The sequence below is a fragment of the Burkholderia sp. ABCPW 111 genome, from assembly GCF_000773065.1.
Lineage (GTDB): Bacteria > Pseudomonadota > Gammaproteobacteria > Burkholderiales > Burkholderiaceae > Burkholderia > Burkholderia savannae.
On sequence record NZ_JPWT01000002.1, the window covers coordinates 46,081 to 64,573 of the forward strand.

The 18,493-nt window shown below is 65.9% G+C and carries 17 protein-coding genes and 1 pseudogene; 14 read left to right on the forward strand and 4 right to left on the reverse strand.

Annotated elements, in window-relative coordinates; genetic code table 11:
* Positions 1 to 403: 403 nt before the first annotated feature.
* From X946_RS36800 to X946_RS01815, 7 genes are all read left to right on the forward strand, one after another.
* Positions 404 to 712, forward strand: coding sequence for a gp53-like domain-containing protein (locus X946_RS36800; protein WP_442854583.1), 309 nt, complete (start codon positions 404 to 406; stop codon positions 710 to 712).
* Between the two features lie 2 nt (positions 713 to 714).
* Complete coding sequence (locus tag X946_RS01790) at positions 715 to 1,152, forward strand: phage tail assembly chaperone (RefSeq protein ID WP_231752813.1); 438 nt, start codon at positions 715 to 717, stop codon at positions 1,150 to 1,152.
* 199 nt (positions 1,153 to 1,351) lie between these two features.
* Positions 1,352 to 1,705 (forward strand): GPW/gp25 family protein, encoded by a 354-nt coding sequence (locus X946_RS01795; RefSeq protein ID WP_038743435.1) that lies wholly within the window; start codon positions 1,352 to 1,354, stop codon positions 1,703 to 1,705.
* Positions 1,702 to 2,853 carry a baseplate assembly protein gene (locus X946_RS01800; protein ID WP_038743437.1) on the forward strand — a complete coding sequence of 384 codons (1,152 nt, stop codon included), beginning with the start codon at positions 1,702 to 1,704 and terminating at the stop codon, positions 2,851 to 2,853. The genes X946_RS01795 and X946_RS01800 overlap by 4 nt, the downstream gene beginning before the upstream one ends.
* Positions 2,846 to 3,427, forward strand: coding sequence for a phage tail protein I (locus X946_RS01805; protein WP_038743439.1), 582 nt, complete (start codon positions 2,846 to 2,848; stop codon positions 3,425 to 3,427). Before X946_RS01800 ends, X946_RS01805 begins: the two co-directional genes overlap by 8 nt.
* Positions 3,427 to 5,385 (forward strand): phage tail protein, encoded by a 1,959-nt coding sequence (locus X946_RS01810; protein ID WP_038743441.1) that lies wholly within the window; start codon positions 3,427 to 3,429, stop codon positions 5,383 to 5,385. Before X946_RS01805 ends, X946_RS01810 begins: the two co-directional genes overlap by 1 nt.
* A gap of 15 nt (positions 5,386 to 5,400) precedes the next feature.
* Positions 5,401 to 6,174, forward strand: coding sequence for a tail fiber assembly protein (locus X946_RS01815; RefSeq protein ID WP_052144972.1), 774 nt, complete (start codon positions 5,401 to 5,403; stop codon positions 6,172 to 6,174).
* A gap of 382 nt (positions 6,175 to 6,556) precedes the next feature.
* On the opposite strand, the gene X946_RS01820 is transcribed toward X946_RS01815, so the two are convergent.
* The 3 genes from X946_RS01820 to X946_RS01830 form a co-directional block, all read right to left on the reverse strand.
* Positions 6,557 to 6,907 carry a hypothetical protein gene (locus X946_RS01820; RefSeq protein ID WP_052144973.1) on the reverse strand — a complete coding sequence of 117 codons (351 nt, stop codon included), beginning with the start codon at positions 6,905 to 6,907 and terminating at the stop codon, positions 6,557 to 6,559.
* Positions 6,908 to 7,149: 242 nt separating this feature from the next.
* Complete coding sequence (locus X946_RS01825; protein ID WP_038743443.1) at positions 7,150 to 7,980, reverse strand: SAM-dependent methyltransferase; 831 nt, start codon at positions 7,978 to 7,980, stop codon at positions 7,150 to 7,152.
* A 618-nt stretch (positions 7,981 to 8,598) separates the two neighbouring features.
* Positions 8,599 to 10,587: an acyltransferase family protein gene (locus X946_RS01830; RefSeq protein WP_038743445.1), complete on the reverse strand. Its 1,989-nt coding sequence runs from the start codon at positions 10,585 to 10,587 to the stop codon at positions 8,599 to 8,601.
* Between the two features lie 755 nt (positions 10,588 to 11,342).
* On the opposite strand from X946_RS01830, the gene X946_RS01835 reads away from it, so the two are divergent.
* Genes X946_RS01835 through X946_RS01845 form a run of 3 tightly spaced genes read left to right on the forward strand, consistent with a single transcriptional unit; the run spans position 11,343 to position 14,359 of the window.
* Positions 11,343 to 12,767: a purine-cytosine permease family protein gene (locus X946_RS01835; RefSeq protein ID WP_038743447.1), complete on the forward strand. Its 1,425-nt coding sequence runs from the start codon at positions 11,343 to 11,345 to the stop codon at positions 12,765 to 12,767.
* Complete coding sequence (locus X946_RS01840; RefSeq protein WP_038743449.1) at positions 12,764 to 13,693, forward strand: NAD-dependent protein deacetylase; 930 nt, start codon at positions 12,764 to 12,766, stop codon at positions 13,691 to 13,693. The genes X946_RS01835 and X946_RS01840 overlap by 4 nt, the downstream gene beginning before the upstream one ends.
* 30 nt (positions 13,694 to 13,723) lie before the next feature.
* A complete protein-coding gene (locus X946_RS01845) occupies positions 13,724 to 14,359 on the forward strand; it encodes a DUF938 domain-containing protein (protein WP_038743451.1) in 636 nt (211 codons plus the stop codon).
* A gap of 255 nt (positions 14,360 to 14,614) precedes the next feature.
* Here X946_RS01845 and X946_RS29810 read toward each other — a convergent pair.
* Positions 14,615 to 14,749 (reverse strand): annotated as a pseudogene (locus tag X946_RS29810) (6-phosphogluconate dehydrogenase); the annotation flags it as partial.
* Between X946_RS29810 and gndA the strand changes: the two are divergent.
* The 4 genes from gndA (at position 14,738) to X946_RS01865 (ending at position 18,485) form a co-directional block, all read left to right on the forward strand.
* Entirely contained in the window at positions 14,738 to 16,153 is a 1,416-nt protein-coding gene (gene gndA, locus X946_RS01850; RefSeq protein WP_038743453.1) for an NADP-dependent phosphogluconate dehydrogenase, read from the forward strand. The pseudogene X946_RS29810 and the gene gndA overlap by 12 nt on opposite strands.
* Before the next feature lie 199 nt (positions 16,154 to 16,352).
* Complete coding sequence (locus X946_RS01855) at positions 16,353 to 16,685, forward strand: DUF4148 domain-containing protein (protein ID WP_038743454.1); 333 nt, start codon at positions 16,353 to 16,355, stop codon at positions 16,683 to 16,685.
* A 417-nt stretch (positions 16,686 to 17,102) separates the two neighbouring features.
* Positions 17,103 to 17,414 carry a cupin domain-containing protein gene (locus X946_RS01860; protein ID WP_038743457.1) on the forward strand — a complete coding sequence of 104 codons (312 nt, stop codon included), beginning with the start codon at positions 17,103 to 17,105 and terminating at the stop codon, positions 17,412 to 17,414.
* A gap of 321 nt (positions 17,415 to 17,735) precedes the next feature.
* Complete coding sequence (locus X946_RS01865) at positions 17,736 to 18,485, forward strand: peptidoglycan DD-metalloendopeptidase family protein (RefSeq protein ID WP_198170050.1); 750 nt, start codon at positions 17,736 to 17,738, stop codon at positions 18,483 to 18,485.
* Positions 18,486 to 18,493 lie beyond the last annotated feature (8 nt).

Consider the following 18,493-nt stretch of genomic DNA (forward strand, 5'->3'; position numbering starts at 1 on the left):
ATACGTCTACGGAGCTGCTACACAGACTGTTCCCCAATTCGACAGCAGCCCAAACATCGCGACGACGGCGTTCGTGCAGCGCGCGCTCGGCAATTTTCAGGCGATCATGGTGCTCGACGCCGCGACCACGCTGACGCCGGCGCAGGCGGGGTCGGCGATCTCGTTGAACGACGGCGCGAGCGTCGTGCTGCCGCTTTACTCGGCGGTGAAAAGAGGCGCGACGTTTCTGTTCATGAACTCCGGCTCGATGCCCAAGACGATTTCGCGGCAGGGCGGCGACATATTCTTCGGACCGTCGGGCGGCTCGCTGTCGTCGACAGTGACGAGCTTCACGCTGCTGCCGGGCGACTGGGCGCTGATCTCGGCGGTTTATCAGTGGGAGATGATGGCCGGCTCGCCGCTGATGACGATCAACAACGGCGCATTCGAGTTCAGCCACGGGCCGACCGGCTACGAGCGTTCGCCCACCGGCAAGATCGAGCAATGGGGGCAGGGCGTGACGGATGCGAACGGGGATATCAACGTCGTCTTTCCGAAGCGCTTTCCCAACGCTTGTTTCAACGTGGCAGCGAATCACGTGGGCCTTGGCGCCGCGATGGTGATCGTCATCCACGGAAGCATGACGCAGGACGGCGTGAAATTGAGGGCTTTCAACGAGACGGGCGGAACGTATCCCGGCTGGCTCGTCTATTGGCACGCAACGGGGAAATGACGATGACGCGAATCTTGGCCGGATACGACACATTGGGATTCATTCGAACCTTCTGCGACGAACGATCGAAGCCGGACGGCCTGACGTTCGTCGAGATCACGCCGGAGCAGCACGCGATGCTGCTCGCGGGCGCGGCGGCGGGCAAGACGATGGCGGTGACGGCGGACGGCCATCCGCTCCTCGTCGACCCCGAGAAGCCCACGCGCAAGCAGCTCGCCGACGCGAAGCGCGCGGCGCGCGATGCGGCGCTCGCCGCGACCGACTGGCTCACGTCGCGCCACCGGGACGAACAGGCGCTCGGCGACGGCACGACGCTGACGCCCGACGACTACGCGCAGCTGCTGCGATACCGGCAGGCGCTGCGCAACCTCGGTGAAGCGTCGCGCTGGCCGAACATCGATCTGCCGATGCCGCCGGCATGCGTCGCGACAGCGGCGTAGCGAACGGGAACACGGACGGGGCAGCCGGCTGCATCGCGGCGGCCCCGTGCGTTCCGCCACGACGAAGCGTCGCGCAGCCATGGCGCCGGACGACGACGTGCCGCCCCCGCCCTGCGCGTCTCGCGCTTCCTCCGCGCTCGCCGCGCGCTTTTAAGCTTCGTTAATATCCCTTCGCCCGGCCGCGCGGCAACATGAGCGCATGACCCGGCTAACCGACATCACCTCCGTTCACTGGCAACCCGCCCTCGGCCGCGACGACGTCGTCGAAGGCGTTGCCGACATCGATCAGGCCATCCGCGTGATTCTCGGCACCCCGAAGGGGAGCGACCCGCACCGGCCCGACTTCGGCTCGAACCTGAGCCTCTATCTCGACATGCCGATCGATCGGGCGACGCCGCACCTCGTGCGCGAAGCCGTCGACGCGATCCGCCGTTGGGAGCCGCGCTGCGAGGTGGTTCGCGTGATGCCGGCGATCGACGCGGCGCACGAAACGCTGCGCGTGCAATGGCGGCTCGCCGACGGCGTGATCCGCGAAACCGAGGTGCCCCGATGACCCTATCCGAACCGAATTTCATCGACCGCGATCCGCAGGCGATCACGGCCGACATCATCGCCGAATACGAAGCGCGCACCGGCAAGACGCTGTATCCGGCGCAAGTCGAGCGCGTGCTGATCGACATCGTCGCGTACCGCGAAACCCTCGTGCGCGTCGGCGTGCAGGAAGCGGCGAAGCAGAATCTCGTCGCGTTCGCGCGCGCGCCGATGATCGACTATCTCGGCCAGCTCGTCGGCGTCACGCGCCTGCCCGCGCAGCCCGCGAAGACCGTCGTGCGCTTCTCGCTCGACGCGCCGCTCGCGTCGAACCTGCTGATCGCGGCCGGCACGCGCGTCGAGACGAGCGACGGCGGCGTGTCGTTCGCCACCGACGCCGACGCGGTGCTCGCGGCCGGCCGCACGTCGATCGACGTCGCCGCGACCTGCGACACCGCCGGCGCGCTCGGCAACGGCTGGCAGCCGGGCCAGATCAACTCGCTCGTCGACGATCTCGGCGACGTCGACGTGAGCGTCGCGAACACGCAGACGAGCGCGAACGGCTACGAAGAAGAGGAGACCGAACGGCTGCGCGAGCGCATCCAGCTCGCGCCCGAGGCGTTCAGCACCGCGGGCCCGCGGCTCGCATACGTGTTCCATGCGAAGAGCGCGCACCAGTCGATCGTCGACGTGAGCGTGATCGGCCCCGAAATGGCGGCGCGCGACGGCCGGCTCGTGTCGGTCAACGGCGTGCCGCCCGGCAGCGTGCGCGTGCATCCGCTCGTCGACACCGGCCTGCCCGGCGACGACATCCTCGCGCTCGTCGCGCAAGCGCTCGACGACGAGAAGAAGCGCCCGCTCACCGATTTCGTCGAGGTGCGCGCGCCGAAGCCCGTCGACTACGCGATCGACGCGCGCCTCACGCTGTACAAGGACGCCGACGCGGGCACCGTGCTCGCGCAGGCGCGCGCCGCGGCGAACGCGTATCGCGCGAACCGCTCGGCGGGCCTTGGCCGCGACATCGTGCCCGCGCAGCTCACGGCCGCGCTGCAGGTGCGGGGCGTCTACGACGTCGACCTGAACGGCCTCGCGCTGCGCGTGCTCGCCGGCGACGAATGGGCGCGCTGCACGAGCGTGTCGGTGGTCGCGACCGGAGTCGCGCATGGCTGACACCCTGTTGCCGCCGCCGCTCGCGAGGGACCGCCGCTTCGCGGCGCTCGCGCAGCTCGCCGCGCGGCACGACAACATCGATCTGTCGCCGATCCTCGTCTACCTGATCGACAGCGTCGACGCGACGGCGCTGCCGCATCTTGCCGAGCAGTTCTCGGTGATGGGCGAGGACGGCTGGAGCCTTGCCGAATCCGACGACGCGCGCCGCGCGCTCATCAAGGGCGCGATCGAGCTGCATCGCTACAAGGGCACGCCGTGGGCGGTGCGCGAAGTGATCCGGCGGCTCGGCTTCGGCGAAGTGGAACTCGTCGAGAACATCGCGCGCGTGTCGTACGACGGCAAGCGCCGCTACAACGGCTGGATGGTGCACGGCGATCCGGGCCTCTGGGCGGTGTACCGCGTGATCCTGCGCGAGCGCGCGATCACGAACGACCAGGCCGCGCTGCTGCGCGCGACGCTCGCCGCGTTCGCGCCGGCGCGCTGTGAACTCGCGAGCCTCGAATACCGCGAAGTGCCCGTGCGCTACAACGGCGCCGCGCGCTACGACGGACAGTACAACCATGGGAGCAGCTAATGTCCAAGCTAGTCGAAACCTCCAAGTGGGAGGAAGACATTTACCAGATCGAAACGTCCGATCCCGTCGAGGGCGGGCCGGACGGTATTTCGAATCGTCAGGCGAATCAACTCGTCAACCGCACGCGTTACCTGAAGGATGACATCGAGCGCCGCGACAAGGGCCGCGTGCTGAAGGCCGGCGACACGATGGAGGGCCCGCTGCTCGGCAAGACCGGCCCGGCCACGCCGAACAACGAGCGCAACGCGGGCTTCGGCTTCGCGAACGATCCGGATACCGGCATGTTCTCGCCGAGCGACGGCGTGCTGCAGCTCGCGTCGCAGGGGCAGCCGGCCGTCGTGCTGTCGGGCGACGGCGGCGCGCGCGTCGGCGCGGCGGGCCCGGTGGTGCTCGTGACCGGCAATGCCGAGCGCGTGCGCGTGACGAAGGAAGGGCGCACGCTCATCGGCACGTCCGACGACAATGGCCGCGATGCGCTGCAGGTGCGCGGCAACGCGTCGGCGTCGAACGGCATGATCGCGGGCGGGCTCGACCGCGGCGACGGCGGCCAGTTGCGCGCGTGCGGCAACCAGTACGGCGCGTTCATCCGCAACGACGACGTGTCCGTCTATCTGCTGTCGACGAAGAAGGGCGACCCGCTCGGCTCGTGGAACGACTGGCGGCCGCTCTCGTGGTCGCTCGAGAGCGGGAAGGTGGTCGTCGACGGCAGCGGAGCCGGCGCGGTGTTCGGCGGGGCGGCGAACGTCACCGGGGATCTGACGGTCGGCCGAAACACGGCCGAAGGGCACGTCAAGCTCGGGCCCGTCGACGGCTATTTCTACACGAGCAAGGATTCGACGGGCTGGTGGTCGCCGACGATCGGCTCGTACCAGTACATGTTTGGCGACCGCACGTTCCGCGTCGACGGCAAGGCCGTCTGGCACGAAGGCACTCTGACGCCGCTCGACCTGAACCGCGGCGGCGCGTTGAAGGGCGATCTGAAGCTCGATCCGGGCGCGCGCGTCGTGCTCGCCGAAGGCTCGGTGGCGTTTCCGTCGCTGACGTTTGCGAACGCCGGCGCGCCGGACACCGGCCTGTTCCACATGGCCGACGGGCATTTCGGCGTATCCAACAACGGCATTCAGACCGTGCATTTCTCGCCGGAAGGCACGTATTTCGATAGGCCGGCGTTCGGCAGCCACCCGGACGCCACCGATCGGTCGAACCGCTTTGCGACAACGCAATGGGTTGCCGGCGAAGTTGCATCGGCGATGATCGGTCAGATCGTCTTCGAAATGCGCACGAGCGCGCGCGCCGGTTATCTCAAATGCAATGGCGCACTGCTCAAACGTGCGGACTACCCGGCGCTGTGGGCATATGCGCAGGCGAGCGGCGCGTTGGTCGCCGAGAACAACTGGGGCGGTGCTTCCGCGAACTGGGGATGCTTCACGGACGGCGACGGCGCGACGACCTTCCGGATTCCCGAGCTTCGCGGCGAGTTCCTGCGATGCTGGGACGACGGCCGAGGCGGCGACGTCGATCGAAAGATCGGCACGTGGCAGGACAGTCAGAACCGGTCGCATGCGCACGGCGCGTCGGCGGACGGCGTCGGCGATCACAGCCACAACGCATGGACGGACAACCAGGGCTGGCACGGCCACCATGGATGGACGGGGAGCGTTGGCGAACACCAGCACATCGCGCCTTACTCGGAGGCGAACGTTCAGCCTTGGGGCGCGCATTCGCAGGGACAGGCCGGCTCGCACGGCGGCGTGGACAACGACAATCCGTGGGCTTACACGTCACCGTCGGGCGGCCACAACCATGAATTCAACACGGAAGGTGCGGGGACGCATGCGCACAACATCGGCATCGGCGGCTCCGGCGCTCACAGCCATGCGATTCACGTCGCGGCCGACGGCGGCAACGAAACGCGCCCGCGCAACCTGGCCGTGCTCGCGATGATTCGCGCTTACTAATTTGAGGAGAACGACGTGCTTTGCAATCAATACGACAACTTGACCGGCCAATACGTGATCAGCTTTCTGGCCGACATCGACCCGATGAACCCGACGCGCTGGCTGATTCCCGCGTTCTGTGAGACGAAGCCGCTGCCCGAGCGCGCGCCGATGACTTGGCCGTTCTGGAAGGACGGCGACTGGGTGCTGCTGCCCGACTATCGCGGCGTACGCCTGTACCGCACCGACACCGGCGCGCCCGCCGAGATCACGAAGGCGGGCGTGACGCCGGAGGACGCGGGCCTGACGACGGCGCCGCGGCCGTCGGACGAATACGTGTGGCGCGACGGGACGTGGGTGGTCGACGCGGCTGTCGTCGCGCGCAAGGAGCGGCAGGCGGCGATGAACGCGTTCATGTCGCGCATGGAGAAGGCGCGCGCGAAGAATCTCGGCAAGGCCGACGCGCTCGCGGCGGGGCAACTCGACGCGTTCGAGCGCGCGCTCTTCGACGCATGGGCGCAGTATCAGATGAAGCTCGTGCGCGTCGTGGAGGCCGCGGATTTCCCGGCTTCGCTCGCGTGGCCGGCGGAGCCGGATGAGGAGGCGATCCGCAAGGAGGTCGATGCGGTGCTTCGGGAGGAGAAGGAGAAGGAGAAGGAGAAGGAGGAGGAGAAGGAGCAAGCGGCGGCTGACGGCGAGCTGGCCGACTCGGCTGCCCCGGGCGGGCGGGGCGCGCAGGCCGACTCGGTTGCCCCGGGCGGGCGGGGCGCGCAGGCCGACTCGGTTGCCCTCGGCGGGCAGGGCGCATAGGCCGACTCGGCTGCCCCGGGCGGGCAGGGCGCGCAGGCCGATCCGGCGGATCGCGTCGCCGCCGCTGCGGGGCTGGCCGGTCAACCGGCGCCGTGAGCGAAGCCGCCGCGATGCGGCGCGGTTCGCGACGGGGGCAAAGCCGGCGACGGGCGGTCAGGCGGCCGCCTCGAGCCGTCGAGCCGGCTTCGGCCTTTTGAATACGTGCGCATTGCGACGGCATCGCGCGAGGCAATCGCAGGCGAGCGTCGACGGCCGGCGCATCCGGAGGAGAGGCGGCGACGGGCGAGCGTGCCGCAATTGTGTTGCGGGGTGAGGAAATGCGGCGCTCGGGGATTTGTCGCGTGCGGGGGTGGGGGGATATTGCGCGGGGCTTCAGGCGGCCTCACACACGAATATCCGGATACCTCCCGAACGTGAACCGCATGTCGGGAATCGCCAGGCGTACCTGTCCCGCAGGCGCGAGCACGGAATCCAGTTCGATCAACCATGTGACGAGATCGGGCACGTGTCCGATCACATGCGATGCGACGATGTAGTCGACTTTCGGGCCGCCGATTGCTTCGCTCAGTGTGTTTTTGCCCCAGACACCGTCTATGTCGACGATCGCATCGTGCCGAATGGCGGCATCGCGTCGATATTTCCGCTTCAGTGTTGCCGTATCTGCATGGTCGACGTATAACACTTCGCCCATATCGCGTGTAACCAGCGGTTTGTCGAGCGGCGCGATCTCCACTCCAACCGCGCCTCGAAATTTCAGTCCCCGTAGAATCGTCGCGCGCCTGTTCATTGCATTTAACTTCATTTTTTTGCAATGATAGCGCAATGTCGGGATACGCTCCGTTCCGGAAACTGGTCTTCATTGCCCCAAAGGCAATGTGAGATGGAAAGGCGAAATCACGCTGAAATGACTTTGCGATTCGGCATCCGAATCAGGCACGGGGCCTGCTTGATCATTCGCACGGCTGAATGCGAATTTCAACGATGCTGCATTAGCAGGACGATTTGCTCGGTGGTCAGCACGTCTTCGTGATAAATGTCGGACAGTGCCTTCGGAATCGGCAGGTCCGTCTTCGTGCGATAGTCGCGAACGATCCGGAAACCCGCTTCTTCGATGAGGCGGCAGAGTTGTGGGGCCGTGACCTTGTTCAGCGTCGCATACGTTTCCCAAAGCGCCGCTCGCTCAGCTTCGACATCCGCCGTCAGCGGGATGTAGACCGACCATTCCGATCGAACATGGGCGGGCGTCTGCGGCGCTTGCAGAAGGCGCTCGTGAAAGTCATCCAATGGCATCGACAGGTGCGCCCAAGGTTCCGGTATCCACGGTCCCATGTGTGATCCGTTCGGCGAATAAAATAGCGGGGAGATCTGCAGAAAGAACGATCCGCCCGGCTTGAGTGCTGATTTAATCGATGCGAGAGATCGCATCAGCATGTCTTGCGACACATGCTCGAAAACCGACCACGTATAGACGACGTCGAAATCGCCGAAGCACGTGAGATCCGCGCCCGGTGTGATCCGCCGGAAGAACAGATTGTCCGGGAGCGCGTGCAGGCCGATTTCGCGCCGCGCGATCGGCAGGCATTGTTCGTGCACGTCCAGAATTTCTACGCCGACGACTCGCTGCACATCCTTTCTCAATGCCATTCCGAGCGCCATCGTGCCTTCGCCGCAGCCGAACTCGAGGACATCTTTCTTGTAGACGCCACCGGTTTCGGACAGCCATTCATCGACGATGTCCGGTACGGTCACGAACTTGGTTCGGTAAAGCGGATCGCGGATGGTTTCGATCGACCAGTCGCTAGTCATACGCAAGCTCCACACTGTTCTGCTGCAGGTTGGATATCTGAGTAGCATGTTCCAGCCGAACGCCCACAGGCGTTCGACCTTCAATGTCGCGACGAGTGAGGCCGGACATCGAAAAAGACAAATCGGGCAAGTCGGATTTTCGATGTTCGCCTCAACCGTGCAACGGAAATCAAAGGCATTCGCCGGTACACGCACATGACCGCATGACGAGCCGTACGCGCGACGTCATTCGCGGTGTGCTGCACGCTGGTCGAACGTTTGGCGACTGGGCGTGCCGGAACGCGATCGGCGTGAATACCTCTGCGTTGACCGTACGCGTCGAACTGAATATTTCACGAGGCCCCCTCGGTTCTCAAGGGACGCCGGACGATGGCGCGCTTTCGGCGGGAAGCGGTTCGTCCGCGCGCGGAGCATGCGAAGGAGGCTGGCGATGTCGGCGCGACGCGCCGCCGCTACGAGAATGTATCGACAGTCGTTCAACTCAGGCATCCGCGCTTTTCCTTGGTTGCGTTGGCATCGAATGCACTGCTTCGATTTCACGCGAGTGCTTCTGGCGGCGAAACGATGGACGGCTGCTTCGGCGTGGCGAGCGGACCCATACCGTGCGGCGCGAGTGAATCAGCGGACGGCCTCGACCAGCTTGGGAAGGAACGCGTGCGCGATCATCGTGCTCGCATAATCGGATACGTGGTCGCCGTAGCTGTAGAGGTAGTTGCCGTCCTTGCTGATTGGGCATGTGTCGTTACGGATATCGCACAGGATCGGCGTTGCGTCCAGAACCAGGAGATTCGGGTGGTTCTTTTGCAATTGGTCGACCAGCACCCGATATTCTTTCGTCGTCTCGAGATGTTTGCGATAGCTGAGCGTGCATGCGTTCTCGTTCGGCGACGCGAGCGCGCGGACGATCCGGTATCGCATCGCGCTTCTTTCCATGCAATCGTGCGGGTCTGGCAGCGTCGGATTGTCCACGAGCAGGGCCACGCGTTTGCCGGCGCCTTCGAGCACGCGAATCGTGCCGTCGAGGCCGTGTAACGGTCCTTGCTTGTCGGGCGCGAGCGTCTGCGCATTTGCATAGTCGGGGCCAAACAGCATGCGGCTCGCCGTGGCGATGGTCACAAGCTTGATGTTGGGGTCGGCTGCAACGTGTTGTATTTCCAGTTGCGCGAACTGCGTGCAATCCTTCGGATTGTCGTCGGCATACGACGACGTGCGCACGATACCTGTCAACGGTACACATCCGCTACGATCGAAGAACTTCCAGCGCGAGTCGGGCTGCGATTCTCTTAGGAATCCCCAGATGACGGCTTCCGCCTTGCTGTCGCCGATCATCGCGAATCGCGGCGTGTTGCGTTTGTCGAATGCGCATACGGCGCCCTTCAGATCGTTTTCGGCGATGCCGCAGTCGGTGCTGATGAACTCGTGGCCCGCGCCGTGCGTTGCTGTCGCAATGTCGCCGTATCGGCTGTAGAGCTGGCTTGGAGCCTGCGGCGCCGCTAGAAAGACGAATGCGCCGATCGAACCTGCGACGAGCAGTGCGCAACTCGGTGTGGCGATGGCGATCATCCGGTTCGTGTGATGCCGCACGGGCGTTTCGATGAGCCGATAGGTCAGCCACGCGAGCAGTACGCTCGCGAGCAGCAATGCGGTGCGCACCGGTGCAGCGGGTTGGGCGCCGGCGACGATCGCCGCGAACGACAGCAACGGCCAGTGCCACAGATACAGCGGATAGCTGATCTTGCCGATCCACACCATGATCGGGCGTTTGAGCGCCTGGTTCGCGAAGCCGTTGACGCCGCCCGCGATTAGCAGTGCCGCGCCGAGCGTCGGCAGCAGCGCGCGCCAGCCGGGATAGCTTTGTGCGCCATTCAGGCCGAACACGGCGATTGCGCACAGGATGGCGCCGACGATCGATGCGAGACTGCGCAGCGCATGCGGCGCGCGCTGCAGCCTATCCGCGTTGAGCGTCAGCATGCTTCCGATCATCAACTCCCAGAAGCGTGTGAAGGGCGAAAAGAACGCAGCGGACGGGTGATTGGCGACGAGGCCGATGTTCAGCGCGAAGGACGCCGAGAAGATCAGCATGACGGTCGCCACGAGCGCTGCGCGGCTCCGGTGCGTCAGGGCGAGCGCCAGCGGCCACAAGATGTAGAACTGCTCTTCGACGCCGAGCGACCACAGATGCAGCAGCGGTTTGAATTCCGCCGCGCGATCGAAATATCCCGTCTCGCTCCACAGCACGAGATTCGATACGAAGCCCGCGCCCGCGGCTATGTGTTTGCCGAGCTCGCGCAACTCGTCCGTGACGAGCACGCCCCAGCCTATCACCAGGACCGTCGCGAGCACGGCGACCAGCGCGGGGAAGATCCGGCGCGCGCGACGCGCATAGAACGTGGCGATGCTGAACCGATTGCCGCGTACTTCGTCGACGAGGATGCTCGTGATCAGATATCCCGAGATGACGAAGAAAATATCGACGCCGACGAATCCGCCCGAAACCACTCCGGGAAATGCGTGGAAAAGCAAAACCGACGTGACGGCTATTGCGCGTAATCCATCGATGTCAGGCCGGTATATCAGTGACGAAACTTTCGGGGGGGTGTTGGACATAACGGGTCGGAGGGGTAATCGATTTGTAATGCGAATAGTGAGCTGCTTCGTCCCTCGTGCGGAATCATGCCATTCCCACTGCGATTGGCACCTCTTAAATTGTAATGAAATGTAATAACTTCATATGTAATGATGTTCGATCCTTTAGGAAACCGGGATGGTTAGGGGGATGTGTTCGGAATATTTCTTACACATTTATTTCGGCGGGATAAGGCGGATTGTCGAGCGCTGCTCCTTATATCGAAATGAACCGAGCCGGCGAATCGTGTCGTGACGGCGAGTGAGCCGACCGCTCAACGGCCGATACATGTCGATGATTTTGTTTCATGCTTCGCGAAATAACCGAAATTCATATGTGAAGTAAATTCGAAGTCACGAATGTCGAGATTGGCTCCCGAACGTAAAAATCAAACAATCACGTTTCTTGTTTCCTGCAAATTCATTCCTTCGACAAATGGTTATCGATGTGCGCTCGTCGAGTCGGCGCGCGATCGTGCACGTGCTTGCCGGTTGAATGTCGAAACGACGCTCAGCCCTTGGTGGGCGAATGGAATGAAAGACGATGAAATTCGCACTCGATCGGCGTCTTGAACGACAACGAACTTTGCCGCAGCGTACGTTGCATCGTCCGATAAAGGTGTGGTGCGCGATCGCCTGCCTCGGTATAAACCCGAGCCTCCGAAAGAGTTGTCTATACAATTTTGGGCGGTTAGGGTGAGCGCTCCGAACCTCAGACCATTCCCGGACCCGCCACCATGCCGAACGCCATCGACGCTCAACGCCGCCCGCTGCGCGAGCGCCGCACGATCGATTACATTCCCGACCACGAACGTCACGGCAAGCTGTCGAGCCAGTTCACGCTTTGGCTCGGCGCGAATCTGCAGGTAACGGCGATTGTCACCGGCGCGCTCGCGGTCGTGCTGGGCGGCGACGTGTTCTGGTCGCTCGTCGGGCTCGCGCTCGGCCAGTTGCTCGGCGGCGCGGTGATGGCGCTGCACGGCGCGCAGGGCCCGCAGTTCGGCCTGCCGCAGATGATCTCGAGCCGCGTGCAGTTCGGCATCTACGGCGCGGTGATTCCGCTCGTGCTCGTCTGCCTGATGTACGTCGGCTTCTCCGCGAGCGGCACCGTGCTCGCCGGCCAGGCGCTCGCGCAACTCGTCGGCGTCGACGACACGGTCGGCATCTTTGCGTTCATCGCTGTCGTCGTCGTGCTCGCGGTGTTCGGCTACCGGACGATTCACGCGCTCGGCCGCGTGTCGAGCGTGGTTGGCGTGATCGCGTTCGTCTACATGTTCGCGCGGCTCCTCGCCGGGCACGACATCGGCGCGCTGCTCGCGATCCGGCATTTCTCGCTGGCGAGCTTCCTGCTTGCGATTTCGCTGTCCGCGTCGTGGCAGATCGCGTATGGGCCGTACGTCGCCGATTACTCGCGCTATTTGCCGCGCGCGACGTCCGCGCGCCGCACGTTCTGGGCGATCGGCCTCGGCTCGGTGCTCGGCGCGCAGGCGTCGATGGTGTTCGGCGTATTCGCCGCGGCGCTCGCGGGCAAGCAGTTCGCCGGCCACGAAGTGCAGTTCATCGTGAGCCTCGGCGCGGGCGGCGCGGCGGCCGCGCTGCTCTATTTCGCGATTGCGTTCGGCAAGCTGACGATCACGACGCTCAACGCGTACGGCAGCGTGATGTCGGTCGCGACGATCGTCACCGGTTTTTCCGGGCGCGCGCAGATCTCACAGCGCGCGCGCATGGCATACGTGCTCACGATGGTCGCCGCGGTTGCGTGGCTCGCGCTCGTCGGCCGTCACGCGTTCCTGAAGGACTTCTCCGCATTCATCTTGTTCTTGCTCGCGTTCTTCACGCCGTGGAGCGCGATCAACCTCGTCGATTTCTACTGGGTGACGAAGGAGCGCTACGACGTGCCCGCCCTCTACGATCCCGACGGCCGCTACGGGCGCTGGAACGTCGCGGGCGTGTCGGTCTACGCGCTCGGCGTGCTCGTGCAGATGCCGTTCATCGCGACCGAGTTCTATACCGGGCCGCTCGTCGCGAAGCTGGGCGGCACCGACATTTCGTGGATCATCGGCCTCGTCGTGCCCGGCGTTCTGTATTATGTGACGGCACGCAGGCAGACCGCGCACGTCCCCGAGCGGTTGATCCTGCCGGACGAGCCCTCTTTGTCATGACCGATTCCGCCGTTTCGTCGCCGCCGCTTTCGCCTTCGGGCGCGGCTCCCCCAGCCGAATCGCACGCGCTCGACGCGCTGCACGCGTTCGTCGAGCGCCATCCGCGCCTTTTCGTGCTGACTGGCGCGGGCATCAGCACCGATTCCGGCATTCCCGGCTATCGCGACCGCAACGGCGCATGGATGCGCTCGCAGCCGATCCAGTACCGCGAGTTTCTCGAATCCGATCACGCGCGCCGCCGTTATTGGGCGCGCAGCATGCTCGGCTGGCCGGTGGTCGGGCGCGCGCAGCCGAACGCGTCGCATCATGCGCTCGCGAGCCTCGGCGCGGCGGGGCGGATCGCGCGGCTCGTCACGCAGAACGTCGACGGGCTGCATCAGCGCGCGGGCAGCGCCGACGTCATCGAGCTGCACGGCGGCATCGGCGGCGTCACCTGCCTCGATTGCGGCGCGCATCACGCGCGCGCGGCGATCCAGCACATTCTCGAAGCGGACAATCCCGCATTGCTCGATGCCGAAGCGGAGCCGGCCGCCGACGGCGACGCGCATCTCGAATGGCGCGCGCTCGACACGTTTCGCGTGCCCGCGTGCCCCGCGTGCGGCGGGCTGCTGAAGCCGGCCGTCGTGTTCTTCGGCGAGAACGTGCCGCGCGAGCGCGTGGCGGCCGCCGCGCGTTCGCTCGAGGAGGCGGACGCGATGCTCGTCGCGGGCTCGTCGCTAATGGTGTATTCCGGCTACCGGTTCTGCGTGTGGGCGGACGATCGGCGCAAGCCGATCGCCGCGATCAATCTCGGGCACACGCGCGCCGATCCGCTGCTGACGCTGAAGGTCGAAGCGTCGTGCGGGCAGACGCTCGCGGCGCTCGCCGCCCGTCTCGGGCTCGCGGCAAGCGGCGCGCGCGATGCGCGCGGCTCGCCTCACGTTTGACATATCCGACGCACACCGTTTCGCTTCGTCATGCCGATCGATTCCGCTTCGCGCCAATGGGCGCCCGCCGCCGAACGCAATCGCGAGCCGATTCTCGACGTGCTCAAGCGCGTGCTGCCCGCGCGCGGCACCGTGCTCGAGATCGCGAGCGGCACCGGCCAGCACGCGGTGCATTTCGCGGCCGCGTTGCCCGACCTCGTCTGGCAGCCGACCGACACCGAAGCCGCCGCGCGCGCGTCGATTGACGCGTGGGCGGCCGATGCCGCGCTGCCGAACCTGCGCGCGCCGCTCGCGCTCGACGTATGCGCCGAGCCGTGGCCGCTCGCCGCCGCCGATGCGATCGTCTGCATCAACATGATCCACATCGCGTCGTGGGCGGCCGCGTGCGCGCTTTTCGACGGCGCGGCGCGCCTGCTGCCCGACGGCGGCGTGCTGTATCTGTACGGGCCGTATCGCCGGGGCGGCGCGCACACGGCCGAATCGAACGCGCGGTTCGATGCGCAACTGCGCGGCCGCCATCCGGCGTGGGGCGTGCGCGATCTGGAGGCGGTGGTCGAGCTCGGGCGGGCGGCGGGCCTCGCGCTCGACGAGATCGTGGAGATGCCGGCGAACAATCTGAGTGTCGTGTTCCGCAAGCGCACGCAGGCGCGTGATTCAGGCTCGTGATGCGCGGGTGCGGCATCGCGGCGCTCGCGCGAGGGTCGAGCGCGCGAGCGCGACGCGAGCGTAGCGGCGTGGCCCTTCGGTCGTCGCGGGCGCAACGCGATCCGTTCACGCACATACTCGGAAGCACCCCGAAGCGACGCCGCAATGCCGCCGACGCGGCGTCGTTTCACGCTGGATCGACGCGCGTAACCCGCGTCGAACCGCCGTCGAGCCACAGTCGAACGGTCCTTTAGCCGCCGCCGCGCGGGTGATCGATCGCCGCCGAATCGTCTCCGAACGCCTCCCGTTCCCGGGCGCACTCGCGCGGTTTCCCTTATCCTTGCGCCTATGCGCGCGGCCCCGGTGGGTCGCGCCCTGTTTTTTCCGGAGAATTGAACAATGGGTAAACAAGCAATCGGTGTGGTCGGTCTCGCGGTGATGGGGCGCAATTTGGCCTTGAATATCGAAAGCCGTGGCTATGCGGTGTCGGTCTACAACCGCAGCCGCGAGAAGACCGACGAACTGATCGCCGAATTTCCCGATCGCAAGCTCGTGCCGACCCACACGCTCGAGGAGTTCGTCGCGTCGCTCGAGACGCCGCGCCGCATCCTCCTGATGGTGAAGGCGGGCGAAGCGACCGATGCAACGATCGCGGCGCTCAAGCCGCTGCTCGACAAGGGCGACGTGCTGATCGACGGCGGCAACACGCACTTCACCGACACGATCCGCCGCAACCAGGAGCTTGCGCAGGCGGGCCTGCACTTCATCGGCACGGGCGTGTCGGGCGGCGAGGAGGGCGCGCTGCGCGGCCCGTCGATCATGCCGGGCGGCCAGCGCGACGCGTACGATCTCGTCGAGCCGATTCTCAAGCAAATCGCCGCGAAGGCGCCCGCCGACGGCGAGCCGTGCGTCGCGTACATGGGGCCGGACGGCGCGGGCCACTATGTGAAGATGGTCCACAACGGCATCGAATACGGCGACATGCAGCTGATCGCGGAGAGCTACGCGGTGCTCAAGCAGGTCGCGGGCTTGACCAACGACGAGCTCGGCGCGGTCTACACCGAATGGAATCAGGGCGAGCTCGACAGCTACCTGATCGAGATCACTGCGAAGATCTTCGGCAAGAAGGACGACGAGACCGGCAAGCACCTCGTCGACGTGATTCTCGACCGCGCCGCGCAGAAGGGCACGGGCAAGTGGACGAGCCAGAACGCGCTCGACCTCGGCGTGCCGCTGCCGCTCATCACCGAATCGGTGTTCGCGCGTGTGCTGTCGTCGCTGAAGGATCAGCGCGTCGCCGCGAGCGAAGTGCTGACGGGGCCGGCGCCCGCGCCGCTCGAAGGCGATCGCGCCGCGTTCGTCGAATCGGTGCGCCGCGCGCTGTATCTGTCGAAGGTGATCTCGTACGCGCAAGGCTTCGCGCAGCTCGACACGGCGTCGAAGGAATACGGCTGGAATCTCGATCTCGGCGCGATCGCGAAGATCTTCCGGGCGGGCTGCATCATCCGCGCGCGCTTCCTGCAGAAGATCACGGACGCATACGCGAAGAACGCCGCGCTCGCGAATCTGCTGCTCGATCCGTACTTCCAGGACATCGCCGCGAACTACCAGTCCGCGCTGCGCGACGTCGTGATCGCCGCGGTGAAGGCGGGCGTGCCCGTGCCGGCGTTCGCGTCGGCGGTTGCGTACTTCGACAGCTATCGGTCGGCGCGCCTGCCGGCGAACCTGGTGCAGGCGCAGCGCGATTTCTTCGGCGCGCACACGTTCGAGCGCACCGACAAGCCGGGTAGCTTCCACGCGAACTGGGCCGAATGACACCTGGGATCGGTAATTGTTGCACTCGCCACTGTTATTAGTAGGGCTTCTCTAGAGTGAGGCGGTGATTGTTGTCTCTCGCGAAACAGTGTTTTCGTTGATCCATGGTTTTCCCTAAGTGTGTCCGTGACTAGACTGTGATTAATCGCTGCTCGCATGGTGCTTGCGGCGAAGCAAAAAAAGTCACGGAGGTTTGATCATGAAATCGCTTATCGCTACCGTCGCAGTTGCCGCCGCTCTCGCCGTTCCCGCCGTTTCGTTCGCTCAGCAATCGAACGGGCCGGTGACTCGCGCGCAAGTCAAGGCCGAGCTGATCCAGCTCGAGCAAGCGGGTTACAACCCGGCCGCCGACCGCGTGAATTACCCCGAGGAAATCCAGGCTGCGGAAGCCAAGATCCACGGCCAACAAAATGTTGCCGCGCAAGCCGACACGAGCGGTTACGGTGCCCAGCCGGCGGCCGCCGCCGAAGCCGGCGCGCCGAACAAGGTCAAGCGCATCGCCGACGGCGCACCGGTCTACAAGGGCCGTTGAGCGGCACGGTCGTCCGTCGCGCGCCGCGGTTGAACGCGGGCGCGGCGAATCCAGGCCGGCGCATGGCAGTCCACTCAGCCCGCGCGTTCCATTCGATGGAGCGCGCGGGCTGAGTCTTTTGGGGCGGGAAAATGCGCGGCGGCGCGCCGGCCGGCGTCGGTTGCTGTTTCGGCGCGGCCCAAAGGCCAGGGCATTCATATACGGCATACGCGGCCCGACCCGATCCGGGCGGCCGACGGGCCGGCAGTTGTTGGCGCGACGCCGCTCCTCGCGGCGCGCAAGCGCTGCTTGCCGGACAGGGTTGGCCGACCGGCCGACCCCGGGCAATTTACATCGGGCAGGTCGGGCGAGTTACTATCCGTCCGGCTGGGCCGTGCAATTGTCGCACCGGCCGCGGCGACGCCCACGGACCTGCCCATGAAGATCATCCGCAGCAAGAGTTTCACCGCGCCGCGCGCGTGGGGCGCCGTCGACATCGCCAACATGCGCGGCATCACGACCCGCCTGCATTGGGCGGATCAGCCGTACAAATGGCACGTGAACGACGGCGAGGAGGTGTTCGTCGTGCTCGACGGCCAGGTCGAGATGCGCTATCGCGACGCCGGCGGCGAGCAGGTGGCCGTTCTCGACGCGGGCGACATTTTCTTCGCGTCGACGGGGACGGAACACGTCGCGTGCCCGATCGGCGAGGCGCGGATTCTCGTCGTCGAAACCGAAGGCAGCGTTTGAGGTCCGATCGGGATGGCCAGGTCGCGATTCGCGGTGCGCTGGCCCGGTCGAGCGCAGCGCGGCCGGGCGCGGTTCGTCCCGATGCATGTCGGCCCATGCGGTCGGTTGCGGCCCGGTTCGCAGGACGCGGCTCGGCATGACGCGGTGTGGCCGGACGCAGTTCGGCGTGACGCGGCCTGGCCTGCCCGGCCGGGCTCGATATGGCCTGGTCGGACTCGGGGCGGCTTGCGCGGCGCGGCCCGATGCGATTTGGCCGATCGCGCGCGAAGGTCGGAACGGTGGGGCGCGTGGCCGCAGTGAAGTGAATTGATGGAGGTACGCTTGAGAAGAATTCTGTTCGTCGAACGGCCCGACGTGGGCTGGACGGTGCGCGCGATGTTCGTCGCGGCGGGCGCGGCACTCGTCGGCGGTTGCACGGTGACGCCGTGGACCGATTCGTGGCAACCGACGCACGTGCCGCAGCAGCCGGCGCCACGCGCATCGTCCGGCGTGCTGGCCGGCTATTACCGTGTGAATTCGGGCGATACGCTCGCGAGCATCGCGTCCGCGTTCGGGCAGCGCACGCTGGATATCGCGAGCTGGAACCACCTGGCGCCGACCGACATGTTGGCGCCCGGCCAGGTGCTGCGCGTCGCGCCGCCGCCGAGCACGACGACGCTTGCGCCGCCGCCCGCCGCCGCGCAGCCGGAAGCGGCTGCGCCGGCGCTCGCGTGGCCCGCGCACGGCACCGTGACAGCGCCGTTCGGCGCCGGCAAGAACCACGGAATCGTAATCACGGCGACGGGCGGCGACCGCACGGTGCGCGCCGCCGCGCCCGGGCGCGTCGTGTATGCAGGATCGGGCGTTGCCGCCTATGGTCCGCTCGTGATCCTGAAGCACGAGAACGGGCTCATCACCGCGTACGGGCACAACGAGAAGCTGCTCGTCAGCGAGGGCGACGCGGTGAGCGCGGGCGAGCCGGTTGCGGAGATGTCGACCGACGCGAGCGGCCGCTCGACGTTCGAGTTCGAAGTGCGGCGCAACGGCAAGGCCGTCGATCCGCTCGGGCTGCTGCCACGTAACGGCTACTGAACGGCCGC

Coding starts and splice junctions, on each gene's coding strand:
- X946_RS36800 (WP_442854583.1), top strand. CDS start 404: ATGACGATCAACAACGGCGCATTCGAGTTCAGCCACGGGCCGACCGGC.
- X946_RS01790 (WP_231752813.1), top strand. CDS start 715: ATGACGCGAATCTTGGCCGGATACGACACATTGGGATTCATTCGAACC.
- X946_RS01795 (WP_038743435.1), top strand. CDS start 1,352: ATGACCCGGCTAACCGACATCACCTCCGTTCACTGGCAACCCGCCCTC.
- X946_RS01800 (WP_038743437.1), top strand. CDS start 1,702: ATGACCCTATCCGAACCGAATTTCATCGACCGCGATCCGCAGGCGATC.
- X946_RS01805 (WP_038743439.1), top strand. CDS start 2,846: ATGGCTGACACCCTGTTGCCGCCGCCGCTCGCGAGGGACCGCCGCTTC.
- X946_RS01810 (WP_038743441.1), top strand. CDS start 3,427: ATGTCCAAGCTAGTCGAAACCTCCAAGTGGGAGGAAGACATTTACCAG.
- X946_RS01825 (WP_038743443.1), bottom strand. CDS start 7,980: ATGACTAGCGACTGGTCGATCGAAACCATCCGCGATCCGCTTTACCGA.
- X946_RS01830 (WP_038743445.1), bottom strand. CDS start 10,587: ATGTCCAACACCCCCCCGAAAGTTTCGTCACTGATATACCGGCCTGAC.
- X946_RS01835 (WP_038743447.1), top strand. CDS start 11,343: ATGCCGAACGCCATCGACGCTCAACGCCGCCCGCTGCGCGAGCGCCGC.
- X946_RS01840 (WP_038743449.1), top strand. CDS start 12,764: ATGACCGATTCCGCCGTTTCGTCGCCGCCGCTTTCGCCTTCGGGCGCG.
- X946_RS01845 (WP_038743451.1), top strand. CDS start 13,724: ATGCCGATCGATTCCGCTTCGCGCCAATGGGCGCCCGCCGCCGAACGC.
- gndA (WP_038743453.1), top strand. CDS start 14,738: ATGGGTAAACAAGCAATCGGTGTGGTCGGTCTCGCGGTGATGGGGCGC.
- X946_RS01855 (WP_038743454.1), top strand. CDS start 16,353: ATGAAATCGCTTATCGCTACCGTCGCAGTTGCCGCCGCTCTCGCCGTT.
- X946_RS01860 (WP_038743457.1), top strand. CDS start 17,103: ATGAAGATCATCCGCAGCAAGAGTTTCACCGCGCCGCGCGCGTGGGGC.